The organism is Pseudomonas sp. 273 (assembly GCF_029201425.1).
Taxonomy (GTDB): Bacteria; Pseudomonadota; Gammaproteobacteria; order Pseudomonadales; family Pseudomonadaceae; genus Pseudomonas; species Pseudomonas delhiensis.
This window is the reverse complement of record NZ_CP116775.1, coordinates 6,902,269-6,918,889: the sequence shown is the minus strand read 5'-3', so window position 1 is coordinate 6,918,889 and position 16,621 is coordinate 6,902,269. Positions and strand designations below refer to the sequence as shown.

The 16,621-nt window shown below is 63.1% G+C and carries 9 protein-coding genes, 2 tRNA genes and 3 rRNA genes; 1 reads left to right on the top strand and 13 read right to left on the bottom strand.

What is annotated here, in order from left to right; all coding sequences use genetic code 11:
• Positions 1–67: 67 nt before the first annotated feature.
• Both PKO50_RS31630 and PKO50_RS31625 read right to left on the bottom strand, forming a co-directional pair.
• Positions 68–1,381 (bottom strand): MFS transporter, encoded by a 1,314-nt coding sequence (locus PKO50_RS31630; protein WP_275628214.1) that lies wholly within the window; start codon positions 1,379–1,381, stop codon positions 68–70.
• Between the two features lie 28 nt (positions 1,382–1,409).
• Positions 1,410–2,585 (bottom strand): M20 aminoacylase family protein, encoded by a 1,176-nt coding sequence (locus PKO50_RS31625; RefSeq protein WP_275628213.1) that lies wholly within the window; start codon positions 2,583–2,585, stop codon positions 1,410–1,412.
• A 154-nt stretch (positions 2,586–2,739) separates the two neighbouring features.
• Between PKO50_RS31625 and PKO50_RS31620 the strand changes: the two genes are divergently transcribed.
• Positions 2,740–3,690 carry a LysR substrate-binding domain-containing protein gene (locus PKO50_RS31620; RefSeq protein WP_275628212.1) on the top strand — a complete coding sequence of 317 codons (951 nt, stop codon included), beginning with the start codon at positions 2,740–2,742 and terminating at the stop codon, positions 3,688–3,690.
• 260 nt (positions 3,691–3,950) lie between these two features.
• Here the strand turns inward: PKO50_RS31620 and phoU are convergent, their stop codons facing one another.
• The 11 genes from phoU to PKO50_RS31565 form a co-directional block, all read right to left on the bottom strand.
• Positions 3,951–4,679 carry a phosphate signaling complex protein PhoU gene (gene phoU / locus PKO50_RS31615; RefSeq protein WP_009614205.1) on the bottom strand — a complete coding sequence of 243 codons (729 nt, stop codon included), beginning with the start codon at positions 4,677–4,679 and terminating at the stop codon, positions 3,951–3,953.
• A gap of 72 nt (positions 4,680–4,751) precedes the next feature.
• A complete protein-coding gene (pstB, locus tag PKO50_RS31610; protein ID WP_109937051.1) occupies positions 4,752–5,588 on the bottom strand; it encodes a phosphate ABC transporter ATP-binding protein PstB in 837 nt (278 codons plus the stop codon).
• Positions 5,589–5,643: 55 nt separating this feature from the next.
• Positions 5,644–7,320, bottom strand: coding sequence for a phosphate ABC transporter permease PstA (gene pstA, locus PKO50_RS31605; protein WP_275628211.1), 1,677 nt, complete (start codon positions 7,318–7,320; stop codon positions 5,644–5,646).
• Between the two features lie 25 nt (positions 7,321–7,345).
• The gene (locus tag PKO50_RS31600) at positions 7,346–9,379 is read right to left on the bottom strand and encodes an ABC transporter permease subunit (RefSeq protein WP_275630556.1); all 2,034 of its coding nucleotides are present in this window, start codon (positions 9,377–9,379) and stop codon (positions 7,346–7,348) included.
• Positions 9,376–9,627 (bottom strand): hypothetical protein, encoded by a 252-nt coding sequence (locus PKO50_RS31595; protein WP_275630571.1) that lies wholly within the window; start codon positions 9,625–9,627, stop codon positions 9,376–9,378. Before PKO50_RS31595 ends, PKO50_RS31600 begins: the two co-directional genes overlap by 4 nt.
• A 135-nt stretch (positions 9,628–9,762) precedes the next feature.
• A complete protein-coding gene (locus tag PKO50_RS31590; RefSeq protein WP_109937048.1) occupies positions 9,763–10,734 on the bottom strand; it encodes a phosphate ABC transporter substrate-binding protein PstS in 972 nt (323 codons plus the stop codon).
• Between the two features lie 393 nt (positions 10,735–11,127).
• A 5S ribosomal RNA gene (gene rrf, locus PKO50_RS31585) occupies positions 11,128–11,243 on the bottom strand.
• A 131-nt stretch (positions 11,244–11,374) separates the two neighbouring features.
• A 23S ribosomal RNA gene (locus tag PKO50_RS31580) occupies positions 11,375–14,264 on the bottom strand.
• 231 nt (positions 14,265–14,495) lie between these two features.
• Positions 14,496–14,571: transfer RNA gene (locus PKO50_RS31575), tRNA-Ala, on the bottom strand.
• A gap of 15 nt (positions 14,572–14,586) precedes the next feature.
• Positions 14,587–14,663 (bottom strand) — tRNA-Ile (locus PKO50_RS31570).
• A gap of 80 nt (positions 14,664–14,743) precedes the next feature.
• A 16S ribosomal RNA gene (locus tag PKO50_RS31565) occupies positions 14,744–16,280 on the bottom strand.
• Together the 16S, 23S and 5S rRNA genes with 2 tRNA genes alongside form the textbook arrangement of a ribosomal RNA operon.
• Between the last annotated feature and the right edge of the window lie 341 nt (positions 16,281–16,621).

The following is a 16,621-nucleotide window of genomic DNA, read 5'->3' as shown; positions in this document are numbered from 1 at the left end:
GGCGAAGGATAGCCTCGGGCGCTGGCAGGATGCCATGCCGGCGTGACCGGTCGGACACGTCCGTCACTCAATCCAGCGTTCGCCCGGCGGTTTCCGGCGCCATGCGCAACCCGGCCAGGCACAGCAGGATGGCCCCGACCATGTACCAGGCCGGCGCGTTCGGGCTACCGGTCAGGCCGATCAGCCCGGCGGCGAAGAATTGCGCGAAGCCGCCGAACAGCGCCACGCCCACGCAGTAGGTGACCGACAGCCCGGTGGCGCGGATCGCCGCCGGGAACAGCTCGGGCAGGATCGCCAGGGAAGCCACCATGCAGTAGGTCAGCGGGATGTTGAGCAGCCCCACGATCAGCAGCAGCGTAGCGAGGCTCGGGGAGTGGTTGAGCAGCAGGAACGCCGGGTAGATCGCCAGCAGCAGGATCGGCAGCGGCCAGAAGATCGAGCGGCGCCGGCCGATGCGGTCGCTCAGGCGCCCGGCATGGGGCGCCAGCAGCAGCGACGGCAGGCAGCTCACCACCGCCGCCCAGGTAGCGACGCCCAGCGGCATGCCGAGCACGCCGATGGCGTGGTTGGCCAGGTAGAACTGGGTGATGTAGACCGGCACCGAGACGCCGGTCACCAGCAGCACGCCGGTGACCAGCTGGCGCGGGTGCCGGCACAGCAGCGCCAGGCCCTGGCTGGCCGGCGCCGGCTGGCGGTCGCCCTGCGCCTGGGCGGGCAGGGTTTCCTCCAGGCGGTGGCGGATGTATTCGCTGATCGGGATGGCCAGGATGCCCACCGCGAAGACCGCCCGCCAGCCCCAGGCGTCCATGGCCTCGGCGCTGAGCAGGTTGCTCAGGGCCAGCACCACCAGTGCCCCCATGAGCACGCCCAGGCTCTGGCTGAACACCTGCCAGCTGCAATAGAAAGCCCGCGAGCCGGCCCCGGCGTACTCCATCAGGATGGTGGTGGCGGTCCCCACCTGGCCGCCGACGGCGAAGCCCTGCAGCAGCCGCGCGAGTATGACCACCAGCGGCCCGAACAGCCCGGCCTGGGCGTAGGTCGGCGCCAGGGTGAACAGCAGCGCGCCCAGGGCCATCAGCCACAGCGTCAGGCGCATCGCCGCCTTGCGCCCGACACGGTCGGCGTACAGGCCGATCACCAGGCCGCCCAGCGGGCGCATGACGAAGCCGGTGCCGAACACCGCGAAGGACAGCAGCAGGGACGTCAGCGGGTTTTCCCCGAAGGGGAAGAACAGCCGCGCCATCAGCGTGGCGAGCAGGCTGTAGACGAGGAAGTCGTAGAACTCCAGGGCGTTGCCCAGGCATACCGCGGCGATGGCGCGGGTGCGCCCGGCGCGGGAGGGTTCGGCACTCACAGCGAAGGAAGTCGTTCTTGTTGTCATGTCGGTATTCCCTGCTCGTCTGGAGGGTTCAGGCCAGGAAGCGCTGCGCCAGGCGCACCCAGAGGGTCGCGCCCAGCGGCAGGATGCGGTCGTTGAAGTCGTACCCGGGGTTGTGCACCGCGCAGCCGCCCTCGCCGTCGCCATTGCCGATCATCAGGTAGCAGCCGGGCACCTGCTCCAGCCAGAAGGCGAAGTCCTCGCTGGCGTGGATCGGCCGCGGGTCGGGCACCAGGCCGTCCTCGCCGAGCCAGTCGAGGACCAGCTGGCGGACCAGTTCCGCGCACTCGACGTCGTTGACCAGCACCGGGTAGCCGTCCGCCTCGACCTCGATTTCGGCGCGGGCGCCGAAGCTGCCCGCCTGCTGCCGCGCCAGCTCGCCGATGCGCCGCAGCAGCAGTTCGCGCACCTGCGGGCTCAGGGCGCGCACGCTCAGGCGCAGTTCGGCGCTGTCGGGGATCACGTTGCTGGCGTCGCCGGCCAGGAAGGCGCCGACGGTGAGCACCGCCGCCTCGGACGGCGGCACGTTGCGCGACACCAGGCTCTGCAGGGCGGTGACCAGCGTCGCGCCGGCCAGGATCGGGTCCACCGTCTGCTGGGGCATGGCGCCGTGGCCGCCGCGGCCGTGGATGAGGATCGTCAGGCTGTCGGCCGAGGCCATGCACGGCCCCGGCATGACCATGAAGCGCCCCTCGGCCAGGCCGGGCAGGTTGTGCATGGCGAACAGGGCGTCGCAGGGGAAGCGCTGCAGCACGCCCTCGTCGAGCATGCGCTTGGCCCCGGAGCCGCCATGGCCTTCCTCGGCGGGCTGGAAGAACAGGTGCAGGGTGCCGCGCCAGCTGCGCTCGCGGGCCAGCTCGCAGGCCGCGGCCAGGAGCATGGCGGTGTGCCCGTCGTGGCCGCAGGCGTGCATCTTGCCGGGCACCTGGCTGCTCCAGGGCAACCCGCTCTGTTCCTGGATGGGCAGCGCGTCCAGCTCCGCGCGCAGGCCCAGCGCCGGGCCGGGGCCGTTGCGCAGGGTGCCGATCACCGCGGTGCCGGCCATCTCGGCCACCTCGTAGCCCCAGGCGCGCAGCCGCTCGATGACCCGCTCGCGGGTGGAGTACTCTTCGAAACCCAGTTCGGGTTCGGCATGGATGGCCCGGCGCAGTTCGACCATTTCCGGGACGATAGCGGCTATGCCCGGCGCGATGCAGGCTTTGTTCATCGGCTCGCTCCTGTTTTCTTGTGGGATTGGACTGGATCGATGCCTGGACCGGCCGGTGCGCTAGGCGTGAATTACCCTAGCGCTGGCGCCCGCTGCGCATAAGCCAAAAAAATGTTGTCGTGACGATCTCCGGTGTTCGGAGGGGGGACCCACCTTGAAACTGCATCAGTTGCAGGCCCTGGTAGCAGTGGCGGACGGCGGCGGCATCCGCGCCGCGGCCCGTGGCCTGGGCCTCAGCCAGGCCGCGGTGACCCGCGCCCTGCGCGAGCTGGAGGAGGAACAGGGGCTGCCGTTGCTGATGCGGCACGCCGGCGGCGCCCGCCTGACCACCGCCGGGCAGGTGCTGCTGCCCCGCGCCCGGCAGATCGCCACCCAGCTGGAAAGCGCCCGCCAGGAGCTGGCCAGCCTGCGCGGCGAGGGCGCGGCGTCGCTCTGCGTCGGCGTCACCCCCTGGTTCGGCCAGACCCTGCTGGGCGAGGCCCTGCAGGCCTTCCGCAAGGATATGCCGCACGTCCAGCTGGAGCTGTACGAGGGGTTGCAGGCGCTGATCCTGCCGCTGCTGCGCACGGGCCGCATGCAGTTCGTCCTGGGCCCGGCGTGCATCCTCCAGGGCGCGGAGTTCGTGCACCAGCCCCTGGCGTACTACCGCATGCAGGTGGTGGCCCGCAACGACCACCCGCTGGCCGTGGCGCGCTCGCTGAAGCAGCTGCTGGACCACGACTGGACGATGAACTTCACCGACGACCGCTACGCCGAGACCACCTACGAGCTCTTCGGCCAGCACGGCCTGCAGATCGCCCGCGAGCGCATCGTCTGCGCCCATTCCTCGGGCATGCTCAGCAGCCTGATCGTGGATGCCGGCCTGCTCGGCTACGCCCCGCAGCCGATGCTGCTCTGCGAACCGTTGCGCAGCGGCGCACGGGCCCTGGAGCTAGAGGAGCCGTTGCCGGATGGGGATATCAGCATCATCCGCCTGCGCGACCAGGGGCTGGACGCGACCTCGCGGCATTTCATCCATTGCCTGCAGCAGGCGCTGAAGCACAACAGCCGCGCCCGCGATCCGCAGGGGCGGCGGTTGGCGGAGATGCTGACGTTGAATTTCTGAGGCGGCCGGCGTCTCGACTGGACTCGGGTTGGCCGGGAACAGGTGCTTCGAGGCCGCCCCCGAAGCGCGCATGGGATCAAGGTCAAACGGCGGATAACGTTGAACGTTATTCGCCCTACGCCCAACCCACCCTCGACGTAGGGCGAATAACCGTTCGCGGTTATCCGCCGATGGTCCTGCTGGGTACGCCCCATCCTACGAAGAGCACTCGGCTCAGGCGGCAAAAGCGAATCCGTATGGGGCTTTTCGCGAAAATCGACTCAGCTATCGGACTTGCCCTGCACCTCTTCCTTCATGCGCGTCAGGCCGATGTGGCGGACGTCGGTGCCGCGCACCAGGTAGATCACCAGTTCGGCGATGTTGCGCGCGTGGTCGCCGATGCGTTCCAGCGAGCGCAGGGCCCAGATGACGTTGAGCACGCGGGAGATGGCCCGCGGGTCTTCCATCATGTAGGTCACCAGCTCGCGCAGGGCGGTCTTGTATTCGCGGTCGACGGTCTTGTCGTACTGCGCCACCGACAGCGCCAGGTCGGCGTCGAAGCGGGCGAAGGCGTCCAGCGCCTCTTGCACCATCTTGCGCACCTGGCCGCCGATGTGGCGCACCTCGACGTAGCCGCGCGGCGACTCGCCTTCCTCGCACAGCTGGATGGCGCGGCGGGCGATCTTCGAGGCCTCGTCGCCGATGCGCTCGAGGTCGATCACCGACTTGGAGATGCTGATGATCAGGCGCAGGTCGGAGGCCGCCGGCTGGCGGCGGGCGAGGATGCGCAGGCATTCCTCGTCGATGTTGCGCTCCATCTGGTTGATCTGGTCGTCGATCTCGCGCACCTGCTGGGCCAGGCCCGAGTCGGCGTCGATCAGCGCGGTGACCGCGTCGTTGACCTGTTTCTCCACCAGCCCGCCCATGGCGAGCAGGTGGCTGCGCACGTCCTCCAGCTCGGCGTTGAACTGCTGGGAGATGTGATGGCTGAGACTTTCTTTGTTGATCATGTGGTTTCGCTCCGCGAAAGCTGCAGGCTACGCGCCGAAGGTTGCAGATTTATTGCGACCGCCGCCTGGCCCTCAGCCGTAGCGCCCGGTGATGTAGTCCTCGGTCTGCTTCTTCGCCGGGTTGGTGAAGAGCGTGTCGGTGTCGCCGAACTCGATCAGCTTGCCCATGTACATGAACGCCGTGTAGTCGGAGACCCGCGCGGCCTGCTGCATGTTGTGGGTGACTATCACGATGGTGAACTTGGATTTCAGTTCGTAGATCAGTTCCTCGATCTTCAGCGTGGAGATCGGGTCGAGCGCCGAGCAGGGTTCGTCGAGCAGCAGCACTTCCGGCTCCACCGCGATGGTACGGGCGATCACCAGGCGCTGCTGCTGGCCGCCGGACAGGCCCAGGGCCGACTCGTGCAGGCGGTCCTTCACCTCCTCCCACAGGGCTGCACCCTTGAGCGCCCATTCCACGGCCTCGTCGAGGGTGCGCTTCTTGTTCACGCCCTGGATGCGCAAGCCGTAGACCACGTTCTCGTAGATGGTCTTGGGGAAGGGGTTGGGCTTCTGGAACACCATGCCGACGCGGCGGCGCAGCTCGGCCACGTCCACGCCGCGGGCGAAGATGTCGTGGCCGTCGAGGCGGATCTCGCCTTCCACGCGGCAATCGTCGACCAGGTCGTTCATGCGGTTGAAGCAGCGCAGCAGGGTCGACTTGCCGCAGCCGGACGGGCCGATGAAGGCGGTCACGCGCTGCTTGGGGACCTGCATGGCGATGTCGAACAGCGCCTGCTTCTGGCCGTAGAACAGGTTCAGGCCGGGCACTTCCAGGGCCACGGTTTCCTTGTCCAGGCGCAGGCCCTCGCGGATCGGCCGGCCGAGGGCTGCGAGGTCGATGCCATGGCGATGGGGTTCTTGTTGCATCTCGTCTCTCCCGTTGGAGGCTCGGGCCGCCGCCTGCACGGGCGGCGGCCGCGGATCAGTTTTCCAGCGCCTTGTACTTCTCGCGCAGGCGGTTGCGGATGGCGATGGCGGAGAAGTTCAGCAGGGCGATCACCAGCACCAGCAGCAGCGCGGTGGCGTACACCAGCGGCCGCGCGGCCTCGACGTTGGGGCTCTGGAAGCCGACGTCGTAGATGTGGAAGCCCAGGTGCATGATCTTCTGGTCCAGGTGCACGTAGGGGTAGTTGCCGTTCACCGGCAGCGACGGCGCCAGCTTGACCACGCCCACCAGCATCAGCGGCGCCACCTCGCCGGCGGCGCGGGCCACGGCGAGGATCAGGCCGGTCATCATGGCCGGGCTGGCCATGGGCAGGACGATCTTCCACAGCGTCTCGGCCTTGGTCGCGCCCAGGGCCAGGGAGCCCTCGCGGATCGCCCGCGGGATGCGCGACAGGCCTTCCTCGGTGGCCACGATCACCACCGGCACGGCGAGGATCGCCAGGGTCAGCGAGGCCCAGAACAACCCCGGGGTGCCGAAGGTCGGCGCCGGCAGGGCCTCGGGGAAGAACAGCCGGTCGATCGAGCCGCCCAGCACGTAGACGAAGAAGCCCAGGCCGAACACGCCGTAGACGATGGCCGGCACCCCGGCGAGGTTGTTCACGGCGATGCGGATCACCCGCGTCAGCAGGCCCTGGCGCGCGTACTCGCGCAGGTATACCGCGGCGATGACGCCGAACGGGGTGACGATCACCGCCATCACCAGGGTCATCATCACGGTGCCGAAGATCGCCGGGAAGATGCCGCCCTCGGTGTTGGCCTCGCGCGGGTCCTCGCTGAGGAACTCCCAGAGCTTCTTGAAGTAGAACGCCAGCTTGGCGCCCAGGCCCATGGCGTTGGGCTGGTAGGCGTGGACCAGCTTGCCGAGGCTGATCTCCAGCTCGCGGCCGCCGGCGTCGCGCATTACCACGCTGTCGCGGTTGAACTGCTGGCGCAGCTCCGTCAGCTTCCCTTCGTATTCCTGGTAGCGCCCCTGCAGTTCGGCGCGCGCGGCGGCCAGGTCGGCCTGGGCGGCGGCGTCCAGCCCATCGTGCAACTGCAGGCGGCGCTCCTTCAGGCGCAGGCGCTCCAGTTCGTGGTTGACGCCGCCGATGTCCTTCTTCTCCAGCTGGTAGAGCTGGCCGTACAACCCTTCCACCCGCCGCAGGCGGGCCTGCAGCTCGGGCATGGCGTCGGCGCCCCGGGCCAGCACCTGGCCGTCCTGCTTCACGCTGACCAGGTAGCCATAGAAGTTGCCCCACTCGCGACGCTCCAGGGCCACCAGTTCCCGCGGCCAGCGCCGCTCGGTGAGCCAGTCGCCGATCACCCAGGAGAAGTCGCTGCCGTAGAGGTCGCGGTTGCCCAGCTTGAGCAGTTCGCGGGTCATGAACTCCGGGCCTTCGGCGGGCACCGGCAGGCCGGCGCCGCGCAGGCGCTCGCGCGGCACTTCCTCGACCTGCACTTCTTCGCCGATCAGCACCCTGGCTTCCTGCCCCGGCACGCTGTAGCGGGCCTCCAGCACGTCGGCCGGCCAGAAATGGCCGAGGCCGCGCACGGCGATGACGGCCAGCAGGCCGAGGGTCATGATCACCGCGATGGAAACCGCGCCGGCGTTCATCCATACCCAGGGAGAACCGCTGGCGAACCAGGCTTTCACCGAATCCTGTTTCTGTTTCACCGAAAAGAGCCTCTTCAGACGCCGGTCAGAGCGACGCGTATTTCTTCCGCAGCCGCTGACGGATCAGCTCGGCCAGGGTGTTCATCACGAAGGTGAAGGTCAGCAGCACCAGCGCCGAGAGGAACAGCACGCGGTAGTGGGTGCTGGCCACCGCCGACTCGGGCATTTCCACTGCCACGTTCGCCGCCAGGGTGCGCATGCCCTGGAAGATGTTCATGTCCATCACCGGGGTGTTGCCGGTGGCCATCAGCACGATCATGGTCTCGCCCACCGCGCGGCCCATGCCGATCATCAGCGCCGAGAAGATGCCCGGGCTGGCGGTGAGGATCACCACGCGGGTGAGCGTCTGCCAGGGCGTGGCGCCCAGGGCCAGGGAGCCGTCGGTGAGGCTGCGGGGCACGCTGAAGATGGCGTCCTCGGCGATGGAGAAGATGTTCGGGATCACCGCGAAGCCCATGGCCAGGCCGACGATCAGGGCGTTGCGCTGGTCGTAGGTGATGCCCAGCTCGTGGCTTATCCACAGGCGCATGTCGCCGCCGAAGAAGGCGGTTTCCAGGTGCGGGCTGAGCCACAGGGCGAAGGCGCCGACGCCGAGCACCACGGGGATCAGGATGGCCGCTTCCCAGCCGTCCGGCAGCGCCAGGCGGATACGTTCGGGCAGGCGGCTCCAGAGCAGGCCGGCGAGCAGGATGCCCAGCGGGGTGAGCAGCAGCAGGCTGAAGATGCCCGGCAGGTGGCCTTCGACGTAGGGCGCAAGGAACAGGCCGGCGAAGAAGCCGAGGATCACCGTCGGCAGCGCTTCCATCAGCTCGATCACCGGCTTGACCTTGCGGCGCATGGCCGGTGCCATGAAGTAGGCGGTGTAGACGGCCGCGGCGATGGCCAGCGGGGCGGCCAGGATCATCGCGTAGAAGGCCGCCTTGAGGGTGCCGAAGGTCAGCGGCGCGAGACTCAGCTTGGGCTCGAAGTCGGTGGTGGCGGCGGTGGATTGCCAGACGTACTGGGGCTTGTCGTAGTTCTCGTACCAGACCTTGCCCCAGAGCGCGTTCCAGGAGACCTCCGGGTGCGGGTTGCTCAGGTCGAAGCCGTGCAGTTGGCCGCCCTGCTCCAGCAGCAGGCGGTTGGCCCGCGGCGACAGGGCCAGCACGCCGCTGGCCGGTGCCACCTGCTGTTCCAGCAGGGTGCGGTGCGCGGTGCTGTGGAACACGCCGAGCTCGCCGGCGCTGTCCAGGGCGACGAAGCCCTTGCGGCGCTGCTCGGGGACGATGGCGGTGATCGGCTTGCTGCCCAGCTGGAAGTCGCGCACGTGCGCCAGGCGCGGCTCGCCGTCGGTGTCGCGGGCCATGAACCACTGGCTGATGCCGCCGTCGGAATTGCCGATCATCAGCGAGATGCCGCCCAGCAGCTGGGCGCTGGCGGTGACCTCGCGGTTGGCATGGTCGAGCAGCTTGTAGCGGCCGTTGAGCTGGCGGGTGCGCAGGTCGAAGACGTCGGCCTGGGCGCGGCCGTTGATGACGTACAGCCACTGCTTGCGCGGGTCCATGTAGATCGCCTTCACCGGGTCGGCGATCTGCGGCAGGTTCACGGCTTCCCGCTCCAGGCTGGTCTCGCCGGTGAGCATGTTCTCCTGGCTGGTCAGGCTCAGCAGCAACATCTGGCTGCCGGTGGAGGCGGCCAGCAGCAGGCCGTCGTCGTCGGAGGCCAGGGCCACGTGCTCCAGCGCGCGGCCCTGCGGGTCGAGGCTGATGGGCGTCTCGCCGTAGGGGTAGTCGACCTGCGGGGTGATGGTCTTGCGGTTGTCCGGGTAAGTGACCTGGTAGCTGTGCTGGAACACCAGGGCCTGGCCGTTGGACAGGCCGAGCGCCACCATCGGGTGCCCCGGCTGGTCCTCGGCGATGGAGACCACCTGGCTGCCGGCCGGCAGCTTGAGCGCCTGGCGGCTGAGTTCGGCGCCGCTGTCCAGGTCGAAGAACAGCACCTGGCCGTCGGCGGCCACGCGCATGGCGACCTGGTTCTGCTCCTCGATGCTCAGCAGCAGGGGCGCCTGCACGCCCTTCAGCCAAGCCGGGGCCAGGGGGCGCGGGCATCCAGCTCGGCGCCGCGGAACAGCGGCAGCACCACGTAGGCCAGGTAGAAGAAGATGAGGGTAATGGCCACCAGCACCGACAGCCCGCCGACCAGCACGTACCAGCGCGTCAGGCGGTCCTTGAGGGCGCGCATGCGGCGCTTGCGGCGCAGGGTCGGGGTATTGAAGTCGATCCGCTCGGGGGAAGAGTTGCTCATTGCTGAAGTGGCCAGGTCGTTCATGGGGCGACACGCTTGCGGCAGTCTATGACAGAAACATGACACTTAGATGACGAGACGAAGCCCGTCGGCAGTTGCCTGCCAACGGGCCGGATCACCTACCGCTCAGCCCAGGGACGGCTGGCGGGCCGGCGCTACCTAGAGTCCCAGCTCCTTGACCGCCTTCGCCGCGACCTTGGACGGCAGCGGGATATAGCCGTCCTTGACGACGATTTCCTGGCCGCTCCTGGACAGCACCATCTTCAGGAACTGCGCCTCCAGCGGGTCCAGCGGCTTGTTCGGCGCCTTGTTCACGTAGACGTAGAGGAAGCGGGCCAGCGGGTAGGTGCCGTTCAGCGCGTTCTGCTCGTTGTCCTCGACGTAGGGGTCGCCCTGCTTCTTGGCCAGGGCCACGGTCTTCACGCTGGCGGTCTTGTAGCCGATGCCGGAGTAGCCGATGCCGTTGAGCGACTGGCTGATGGACTGCACCACCGAGGCGGAGCCCGGCTGCTCGTTGACGTTGGGCTTGAAGTCGCCCTTGCACAGGGCCTCTTCCTTGAAATAGCCGTAGGTGCCGGACACCGAGTTGCGGCCGAACAGCTGCACCGGCTTGTTGGCCCAGTCGCCGCCCAGGCCCAGGTCGCTCCAGGTCTTCACGTCCTGCTTGGCACCGCACAGGCGGGTGGCGGAGAAAATGGCGTCGACCTGCTGCATAGTCAGACCCTTGATGGGGTTGTCCTTGTGCACGAAGACGGCCAGGGCATCGACGGCGACGGGCACGGCGGTGGGCTTGTAGCCGTACTTCTGCTCGAAGGCCTGCAGCTCGACGTCCTTCATCTTGCGGCTCATGGGACCGAGGTTGGCGGTGCCCTCGGTGAGCGCCGGCGGGGCGGTGGAGGAGCCAGCGGCCTGGATCTGCACGTTCACGCTCGGGTACAGGCGCTTGTACTCCTCGGCCCAGAGGGTCATGAGGTTGGCCAGGGTATCCGAGCCCACGCTGGACAGGTTGCCAGAGACGCCGCTGGTCTTCTGGTAGTCCGGCAGCGCCGGGTCGATCGCCGCGAAAGCGCTGGCAGCGCCCACGCCGGCGGCGGCGAAGGTCAGCGCCGCCATCAAACGCTTGAGTTTCATGCCTTGCTCCTTGGGGAAAGGCCGACTGGCTGGAATTCGGCGCCACGCGTTGGGGCGCGAGCAGACTCTATGAAAGCAATGTGACAGCCAGATGAAAACCGACGGGCTCGAAGGAGAAATGTGACGGTATTTATTACGGAATATTTCAGACGTAGGGCGAATAACCGTTCGCGGTTATCCGCCGCTGGCCCCAACGGCATCGCCGGCCTGCCGGCCGGATCGCGGATGAGATCCGCTCCTACAGGAGGGGGAGGCCTGGCGCGAGGGGTGAAGCGTAGGAGCGGGCCCTGCCCGCGATTCGCGCGCAGGGCGCGCTCCTACAGGGGAATGGTTTTCCCCGCGCCAAAGCAAAACCCCCGACCAGCCAGGCTGATCAGGGGTTTTGGGATAGGTGCTTGACGATGACCTACTCTCACATGGGGAAACCCCACACTACCATCGGCGATGCGTCGTTTCACTACTGAGTTCGGGATGGGATCAGGTGGTTCCAACGCTCTATGGTCGTCAAGCAATTCTTTCGGATGCTCGTGGCTTGCGCTCACGCTCATCCCGATTCGGGTATGTGACAGGTATTTGCGGCTCTCACGAACTTTCGGTTCGTCGACTTCACCGTCCAACACACAAATTGTTTGGGTGTTATATGGTCAAGCCTCACGGGCAATTAGTATCGGTTAGCTCAACGCCTCACAGCGCTTACACACCCGACCTATCAACGTCGTAGTCTTCGACGGCCCTTCAGGGGGATCGAGTCCCCAGTGAGATCTCATCTTGAGGCTAGTTTCCCGCTTAGATGCTTTCAGCGGTTATCTATTCCGAACATAGCTACCCGGCAATGCCACTGGCGTGACAACCGGAACACCAGAGGTTCGTCCACTCCGGTCCTCTCGTACTAGGAGCAGCCCCTCTCAAATCTCAAACGTCCACGGCAGATAGGGACCGAACTGTCTCACGACGTTCTAAACCCAGCTCGCGTACCACTTTAAATGGCGAACAGCCATACCCTTGGGACCGGCTTCAGCCCCAGGATGTGATGAGCCGACATCGAGGTGCCAAACACCGCCGTCGATATGAACTCTTGGGCGGTATCAGCCTGTTATCCCCGGAGTACCTTTTATCCGTTGAGCGATGGCCCTTCCATACAGAACCACCGGATCACTAAGACCTACTTTCGTACCTGCTCGACGTGTCTGTCTCGCAGTCAAGCGCGCTTTTGCCTTTATACTCTACGACCGATTTCCGACCGGTCTGAGCGCACCTTCGTACTCCTCCGTTACTCTTTAGGAGGAGACCGCCCCAGTCAAACTGCCCACCATACACTGTCCTCGATCCGGATAACGGACCAGAGTTAGAACCTCAAGCATGCCAGGGTGGTATTTCAAGGTTGGCTCCACGCGAACTGGCGTCCACGCTTCAAAGCCTCCCACCTATCCTACACAAGCAGGCTCAAAGTCCAGTGCAAAGCTACAGTAAAGGTTCACGGGGTCTTTCCGTCTAGCCGCGGATACACTGCATCTTCACAGCGATTTCAATTTCACTGAGTCTCGGGTGGAGACAGCGCCGCCATCGTTACGCCATTCGTGCAGGTCGGAACTTACCCGACAAGGAATTTCGCTACCTTAGGACCGTTATAGTTACGGCCGCCGTTTACCGGGGCTTCGATCAAGAGCTTCGCTTTCGCTAACCCCATCAATTAACCTTCCGGCACCGGGCAGGCGTCACACCCTATACGTCCACTTTCGTGTTTGCAGAGTGCTGTGTTTTTAATAAACAGTCGCAGCGGCCTGGTATCTTCGACCGGCGTGGGCTTACGCAGTAAATACTTCACCCTCACCGGCGCACCTTCTCCCGAAGTTACGGTGCCATTTTGCCTAGTTCCTTCACCCGAGTTCTCTCAAGCGCCTTGGTATTCTCTACCCGACCACCTGTGTCGGTTTGGGGTACGGTTCCTAGTTACCTGAAGCTTAGAAGCTTTTCCTGGAAGCATGGCATCAACCACTTCGCTCTCTAAAAGAAAGCTCGTCATCAGCTCTCGGCCTTGAACACCCGGATTTGCCTAAGTGTTCGGCCTACCACCTTAAACTTGGACAACCAACGCCAAGCTGGCCTAGCCTTCTCCGTCCCTCCATCGCAGTAACTAGAAGTACAGGAATATTAACCTGTTTCCCATCGACTACGCTCTTCAGCCTCGCCTTAGGGACCGACTAACCCTGCGTCGATTAACGTTGCGCAGGAACCCTTGGTCTTTCGGCGTGGGAGTTTTTCACTCCCATTGTCGTTACTCATGTCAGCATTCGCACTTCTGATACCTCCAGCAAGCTTCTCAACTCACCTTCACAGGCTTACAGAACGCTCCTCTACCGCGCATCTTGCGATGCACCCGTAGCTTCGGTGTATGGTTTGAGCCCCGTTACATCTTCCGCGCAGGCCGACTCGACTAGTGAGCTATTACGCTTTCTTTAAAGGGTGGCTGCTTCTAAGCCAACCTCCTAGCTGTCTAAGCCTTCCCACATCGTTTACCACTTAACCATAACTTTGGGACCTTAGCTGACGGTCTGGGTTGTTTCCCTTTTCACGACGGACGTTAGCACCCGCCGTGTGTCTCCCACGCTGACACTTCCAGGTATTCGGAGTTTGCATCGGTTTGGTAAGTCGGGATGACCCCCTAGCCGAAACAGTGCTCTACCCCCTGGAGTGATACGTGAGGCGCTACCTAAATAGCTTTCGAGGAGAACCAGCTATCTCCGAGCTTGATTAGCCTTTCACTCCGATCCACAAGTCATCCCCTGCCTTTTCAACGGAAGTGGGTTCGGTCCTCCAGTCAGTGTTACCTAACCTTCAACCTGCTCATGGATAGATCGCCCGGTTTCGGGTCTATACCCAGCGACTAAACGCCCTATTAAGACTCGCTTTCGCTACGCCTCCCCTATTCGGTTAAGCTCGCCACTGAATATAAGTCGCTGACCCATTATACAAAAGGTACGCAGTCACCCAACACGTGGGCTCCCACTGCTTGTACGCATACGGTTTCAGGTTCTATTTCACTCCCCTCTCCGGGGTTCTTTTCGCCTTTCCCTCACGGTACTGGTTCACTATCGGTCAGTCAGTAGTATTTAGCCTTGGAGGATGGTCCCCCCATGTTCAGACAACGTTTCACGTGCGCCGTCCTACTCGATTTCACTTCCTGGAACCTTTCACATACGGGGCTATCACCCACTATGGCCGCACTTTCCAGAGCGTTCTGTTAGATTCCAAGAAGCTTAAGGGCTAGTCCCCGTTCGCTCGCCACTACTAAGGGAATCTCGGTTGATTTCTGTTCCTCAGGGTACTTAGATGTTTCAGTTCCCCTGGTTCGCCTCACACACCTATGGATTCAGTGTGTGATAACCAGCTTATGCTGGCTGGGTTCCCCCATTCAGAGATCTCCGGATCACAGTCTGTTTGCCGACTCCCCGAAGCTTATCGCAGGCTACCACGTCTTTCATCGCCTCTGACTGCCAAGGCATCCACCGTATGCGCTTCTTCACTTGACCATATAACCCCAAGCAATCTGGTCATACGTCTCGAACGTGAAGACGACATTCGCCGAAAATTCGCGCTTGAACTCGCAAATTTTACCTTGACTTGAACAATCCCCAGTGAAAGAGATCATTCAGTCTACTTCTATCACATACCCAAATTTTTAAAGAACGGTTCCGGTACAAAGACCAGACATCAATGTTCGCAGCGGAACACTCATGTCTGAGCTTTCGACGATTCGGAGATGGTGGAGCCAAGGAGGATCGAACTCCTGACCTCCTGCGTGCAAAGCAGGCGCTCTCCCAGCTGAGCTATGGCCCCCTCTTTTCCAACGATTGGTGGGTCTGGGCAGATTCGAACTGCCGACCTCACCCTTATCAGGGGTGCGCTCTAACCGACTGAGCTACAGACCCATATAGGGTTGCCTAACCGTCGCTTACCAGTGAATCAAGCAATTCGTGTGGGAGCTTATGAGAAAGCCGGGATCTTCGATTAAGGAGGTGATCCAGCCGCAGGTTCCCCTACGGCTACCTTGTTACGACTTCACCCCAGTCATGAATCACTCCGTGGTAACCGTCCCCCCGAAGGTTAGACTAGCTACTTCTGGAGCAACCCACTCCCATGGTGTGACGGGCGGTGTGTACAAGGCCCGGGAACGTATTCACCGTGACATTCTGATTCACGATTACTAGCGATTCCGACTTCACGCAGTCGAGTTGCAGACTGCGATCCGGACTACGATCGGTTTTGTGGGATTAGCTCCACCTCGCGGCTTGGCAACCCTCTGTACCGACCATTGTAGCACGTGTGTAGCCCTGGCCGTAAGGGCCATGATGACTTGACGTCATCCCCACCTTCCTCCGGTTTGTCACCGGCAGTCTCCTTAGAGTGCCCGGCATAACCCGCTGGTAACTAAGGACAAGGGTTGCGCTCGTTACGGGACTTAACCCAACATCTCACGACACGAGCTGACGACAGCCATGCAGCACCTGTGTTCCGATTCCCGAAGGCACTCCCACATCTCTGCAGGATTCCGGACATGTCAAGGCCAGGTAAGGTTCTTCGCGTTGCTTCGAATTAAACCACATGCTCCACCGCTTGTGCGGGCCCCCGTCAATTCATTTGAGTTTTAACCTTGCGGCCGTACTCCCCAGGCGGTCGACTTATCGCGTTAGCTGCGCCACTAAGATCTCAAGGATCCCAACGGCTAGTCGACATCGTTTACGGCGTGGACTACCAGGGTATCTAATCCTGTTTGCTCCCCACGCTTTCGCACCTCAGTGTCAGTATCAGTCCAGGTGGTCGCCTTCGCCACTGGTGTTCCTTCCTATATCTACGCATTTCACCGCTACACAGGAAATTCCACCACCCTCTACCGTACTCTAGTCAGGCAGTTATGGATGCAGTTCCCAGGTTGAGCCCGGGGATTTCACATCCATCTTACCAAACCACCTACGCGCGCTTTACGCCCAGTAATTCCGATTAACGCTTGCACCCTTCGTATTACCGCGGCTGCTGGCACGAAGTTAGCCGGTGCTTATTCTGTTGGTAACGTCAAAACTACAAGGTATTAACTTGCAGCCCTTCCTCCCAACTTAAAGTGCTTTACAATCCGAAGACCTTCTTCACACACGCGGCATGGCTGGATCAGGCTTTCGCCCATTGTCCAATATTCCCCACTGCTGCCTCCCGTAGGAGTCTGGACCGTGTCTCAGTTCCAGTGTGACTGATCATCCTCTCAGACCAGTTACGGATCGTCGCCTAGGTGAGCCATTACCCCACCTACTAGCTAATCCGACCTAGGCTCATCTGATAGCGTGAGGTCCGAAGATCCCCCACTTTCTCCCGTAGGACGTATGCGGTATTAGCGTCCCTTTCGGAACGTTGTCCCCCACTACCAGGCAGATTCCTAGGCATTACTCACCCGTCCGCCGCTGAATCAGGGAGCAAGCTCCCTTCATCCGCTCGACTTGCATGTGTTAGGCCTGCCGCCAGCGTTCAATCTGAGCCATGATCAAACTCTTCAGTTCAATACTGATCGGGTTTTGAGAAAACCCTAAACTTGGCTCAGCAATCGCAAAAAACTCTCGAATTCACGAGTGTTACTTGTGATGCTGATAATCTTGCGATCACCAGTCTTAGCTCACAAGCACCCACACGAATTGCTTGATTCAACTTGTTAAAGAGCAGCGGTTGATTCTTTCGTCTCAACCAAGGCCGCGCATTCTACGCCAACCTCTCATTCCGTCAAGCGTTATTTTCAGAATTTTTCGTTCCTACTCAACCGCTTGCGCTTTCGATCGGCCGAAGCTTCTCGTCAGCGGGAGGCGCATTCTACAGCGTTCAAACTCGCTGTCAAGCACCTCGGCGA